The organism is uncultured Helcococcus sp. (genome assembly GCF_946998255.1).
Taxonomy (GTDB): Bacteria; Bacillota; Clostridia; order Tissierellales; family Peptoniphilaceae; genus Helcococcus.
The window spans coordinates 1-4,962 of record NZ_CAMPYN010000073.1 but is presented as its reverse complement, the minus strand read 5'-3'; the positions used below and the strand labels follow the sequence as shown (position 1 = coordinate 4,962).

At 32.7% G+C, this 4,962-nt stretch carries 4 protein-coding genes; all 4 read left to right on the top strand.

Features of this window, described 5'->3' with window-relative positions; translation table 11 throughout:
- Positions 1-392: HAD hydrolase family protein (locus Q0U66_RS05435; protein WP_297378409.1), on the top strand; the 392-nt coding region annotated here is incomplete at its 5' end.
- Between the two features lie 15 nt (positions 393-407).
- On the top strand, positions 408-2,165 hold the full coding sequence (locus Q0U66_RS05430; protein ID WP_297378406.1) for a M24B family metallopeptidase: 1,758 nt from the start codon (positions 408-410) through the stop codon (positions 2,163-2,165).
- Between the two features lie 4 nt (positions 2,166-2,169).
- Positions 2,170-4,002, top strand: coding sequence for an excinuclease ABC subunit UvrC (gene uvrC / locus Q0U66_RS05425; RefSeq protein ID WP_297378404.1), 1,833 nt, complete (start codon positions 2,170-2,172; stop codon positions 4,000-4,002).
- Positions 3,995-4,957 (top strand): HPr(Ser) kinase/phosphatase, encoded by a 963-nt coding sequence (gene hprK, locus Q0U66_RS05420; RefSeq protein ID WP_297378401.1) that lies wholly within the window; start codon positions 3,995-3,997, stop codon positions 4,955-4,957. The genes uvrC and hprK overlap by 8 nt, the downstream gene beginning before the upstream one ends.
- Positions 4,958-4,962: the final 5 nt, after the last annotated feature.

Genomic DNA, 4,962 nt, shown 5'->3' with positions numbered 1-4,962 from the left:
TGAAAAATGTTGGATCTTTGAAAGATTATGTAGACTGGCCAATAGACAAGGTTTTAAATACTGCAAATCCAAAATATATTGCAGATAATTATAAAAAATTACAAGCAGACCTTGGAGAAGATTTTACAGTTGTACCATCCCTAGACTTTATACTAGAAATATTTAGGTCGGATGTAAGTAAGGGAAATGCCTTAGAATTTATAGAAAAAGATTTTAACCACACTATGGCCTTTGGAGATGGTATGAATGATTACCATATGCTAGAAGTTGCCAAGTATAGCATAGCGATGGGAAATGCAGCTGAGGAGATAAAAGAGTTAGCAACAGATATCACTGATACAAATGACAATGAAGGGATTTACAAGTCCCTTAAAAAATATCAAGTAATATAAGAAAAGGAGAAAATTATGAGTATATTTGAAAGAGTTGAAAAACTAAGAGATTTAATGGCTGAAAGAAATATAGAAGCTTATATTGTGCCTACATCTGACCCACACCAATCTGAATACCTAGCAGATTTCTACAAGAGTAGACAATATATATCTGGCTTTACAGGATCAGCTGGTACAGCAGTTATAACAATGGACAAGGCTGGACTTTGGACAGATGGAAGATACTTTATCCAAGCTGAAGATGAATTGAAAAATTCTCCTTTTAAATTATATAGAATGGGTGAAGACATAAATTATATTGAATTTTTGAAGGAAGAAGTCTCAGAATTTGGCAAGATTGGAGTTGATGGTAGGGTATTATCACTAGAACATTACAACCATATAAACAAAGAAATTGGATCTAGGTTATTAGTAACAAATGCAGATTTGATTTCTGATATTTGGACAGATAGACCAGCCTTAGACCAATCTCAACTATGGATCTTAGATGATAAGTATACAGGTAAGTCCTACCAAGATAAGGTTGAAGAATTAAGAGCTACCATGAAAGAAAAAGAAATAGACTATACCTTCATTGGAGCCTTAGAAGACATTGCTTATCTATTCAACCTAAGAGCTTCAGACATATATGCAACACCAGTTTTCTTTGCCTATGCAGTGGTAAGTCAAAATCAAAGTTACTTATTCATAAAGGAAGAAAAACTAGACTATCAAGTTAAAGAATACCTAAGAGTAAACCAAGTAGAAGTTTATGACTACGACTTTATATTTGACTTTATGAATAAGATACCTGGAACTAAGACTGTATTTTTAGATCCTGCAAGGACTAATGTTGATGTTTATGAAAAATTAAATAAAAATGTAAGAATAAATAAGGGAACAAATCTAACAACCCTTATGAAGATGATAAAGACTGATACAGAGATTGAACATGCTAAAAAAGCCTTCCATAAGGATGCTATAGCCTTGACCAAGTTCTTTAATTGGATTGATGCAGGTGTTAAGTCTGGAAATATAGATGAAGTTTTTGCTTCAAATAAACTATTGGACTATAGAAAAGAACAAGACGGATTTTTAGAAGTATCCTTTGAAACTATTTCAGCTTATGGTCCAAATGCAGCGATGCCACACTATGACCCAAATAAGGTAGTGCCAGCGACCTTACAAACTAAAGGTTTATACCTAGTTGACTCAGGCGGACAATATCTAGATGGTACAACTGATATCACAAGAACTGTAGCTTTGGGTGAATTGACTGAAGAAGAAAAAATTGACTATACCCTTACAATGAAGGCTCATATAGCTGGGATGACAGCTAAGTTCAAAAAAGGAAATACAGGGGCCTATGTTGATGCTATAGTTAGGTATCCATTATATAGGGTAGGTAAAGACTTCAACCATGGTACAGGTCATGGGGTTGGCTTTATACTTGGTGTCCATGAAGGACCAATGTCAATTTCAAGAAGAGACCAAGGATATGCCTTACAAGAAGGTATGGTATTTTCAATAGAACCAGGTATGTATGTAGCAGGTTCACATGGTATTAGATTAGAAAATATTGTATTTGTAAAAAAAGCAGAAGAAAAAGACTTCTTAGAATTAGAAAGTCTATTATACCTACCACTTGATACAAGACCAATTGTGAAAGAAATGTTAGATCAATGGGAACTAGATTGGCTAAATGACTACAATAAAAAATCCTTTGAAGGCTTAAAAGATGAACTAAATGCTGATGAGGTAAAATATCTTGAAAAGATAAGCAAGGAAATTTAAATAAATGAAAGATCTAAAATATGAACTTTCCAGACTACCTGATTCACCAGGTGTTTACCTGATGAAGGATAAGGATGGAAATATCATATATGTAGGAAAAGCAAAAAACTTAAAAAATAGGGTAAGATCATACTTTAATAGTGATAGTGGTAAGTCTAGAAAAGTTATAAAGATGGTTGAAAAGATTGACCAATTCGAATATATAATTGTAGATAATGAGGCGGAGGCGCTTGTGCTTGAATCAAACTTTATAAAAGAGCACAGGCCCCACTACAATATCTTGCTTAGGGATGACAAGCAATATCCTTATATCATGCTTACAAATGAAGAATTTCCAAGGATAGAAAAGGTAAGACAGGTGAAAAAAGATGGCAATGAATACTTTGGACCCTATCCGAATGCCTATGCAGTAAATGATGTAATAAGACTATTGCAAAACATTTTTAGACTAAGATTAGATAAAAATCTTCAATCTTATGGGAAGAATAAGAGACCGCCTTTAAAACAGTTTCTTTACAAATATAATGATCCTGACCATGATTTTAATGATAGGGACCAATATATGAAAAATGTTGAAAAAGTAAGGACTTTTCTAAAGGGTAATCCTTCAATTTTGACAGACATATTGGAAGAAAGAATGTATGACTATTCTAAAAACTTAGAATTTGAAAGAGCCTTAGAATACAAAAATTATATTGAATCAGTTGATTCGGTTATGGAAAGACAAAAGGTAAGCTCTGTAAGTGCAGATGATTTAGATATTGTTTCTATGGCCAAGGCAAAGTCTTATGTAACTATACAAGTGTTCTTCATGAGAGCAGGTAAAATAGTAGATAGGGAACATTTTATTATTGAAAATGAATTTAAAGAAGAGGACCAAGATATTATGTCTTCTTTTATGAAGCAGTTTTATTTTGATATGACCTATATACCTAGAGAAATACTTATGCTTGAACTTCCAAGAGAAAAAGAAGCTATAGAAAAGATTCTTTCTGAAAAAAAAGGAAGAAAAGTAGAGCTCAAAAAGCCTCAAAGAGGTAAGAAAAAAGCCTACCTAGACCTTGCTAGTGAAAATGCTGAAAAAATGATGTATGAATATATGAAGAAACTAGAAGTAAGGGAAAGAAATAAAAATCTAGGCTTGAAGAAACTTGAAGACTTTCTCGATATTAATCCAATAGATAGGATAGAAGCTTATGATATATCAAATATATCTGGTGTGGATTCTGTGGGATCTATGGTTGTATACGTAGAGGGGAAAAAGAGTAAAAAAGACTATAGGAAATTTAAGATAAAAACAGTTGAAGGCCCTGATGACTATGCATCTATGAGAGAAGTTTTAAGTAGAAGACTTAAAAGGCTTGAAAAAGATGATGCATCTACTTCATTCGGTAAAAAACCAGACTTAATAATCATGGATGGTGGCAAGGGTCAGGTAAATATAGCCTTAAAAACTCTTAAAGACTTCAATATAGATATCCCCGTCATAGGTCTAGCCAAAGATGACAAACACAAGACCAGGGCTATCATATATAATAATAAAGAATATGAACTTGCAGGCGAAACTGCAATTTATAGGTTTATGTACGATATACAAGAAGAAGTCCATAGGTTTGCTTTGGGGTATCACAATACCTTAAGGAAGAAAAATTTATTTGAATCTGAACTAACAAAAATACCAGGCTTAGGACCAAAGAGAATTCAAGCCTTACTTAAAAAGTTTGCTTCTGTTGCAAATATTAAAAAGGCAAGTAAGGAAGAACTTTTACAAGTAGAAAATATAAATGAACAAGTAGCAGACAATATTATAAAATATTTTGGAGAGAATAATGGCTAAAAGTGTAAAATTATCTCAATTAGTTGAAGACTTAGGTTTAAAAGTTATAGAAAAATCTAGAGACTATGATGAGATTGAAATAAGTGATAAAAACATTAATAGACCAGGCCTTCAATTATCTGGATATATGGAGGGATTTCCTTATAAAAGAATCCAGATTATTGGTAATGTAGAATATAGATACTACATGAGAATGACACCTGGACTTAGATACGAAAGATTTAGAGGGATTTTTACTGCAGATATACCATGTTTAATATTCTCTTATGACAGGGAAGTGACTAGAGATATCCTAGACCTAGCAAATTATTATAATAAAACAGTATTAATTTCTGAACTAGAAACAACTAGGCTATCCAGTAAACTAAATATGTATCTAGAAAAACATTTAGCCCAAGAGATTTCTATTCATGCAGGTTTAATGGAGGTTTATGGTGCAGGTGTGCTCATAAGAGGTGAGTCTTCAGTTGGTAAATCTGAAACAGCCCTAGACCTTATTACAAAGGGACATAGGCTAGTATCTGATGATGTTGTAGAAATAAGAAGAGTTGATAATCAATTAGTTGGTACAAGTCCAGAAAATATCAGACACTTTATGGAGATAAGAGGTATTGGTATCTTGGATATACGTAGGTTGTATGGGGTTGGTTCTGTAAAAACAGAAACAAATATAGACCTAATCATTCATCTGGAAAATTGGAAAGAGAATGTCGAATATGACAGATTAGGATTAGAAGACACTTATGAAAATATACTAGGAAATGAAGTTCCGATATTGACAGTACCTGTAAAACCTGGTAGAAATGTGGCTATGATAATTGAAGTTGCGGTAAGAAACCTAAGGCAAAAGAATCTTGGTTACAATTCAGCAAAATACCTAACCACAAGACTATTTAATGATATGAATCCTGATATGAAGGATATGGATTATATAGAAATGTATGATAATTTGTAAAAAAA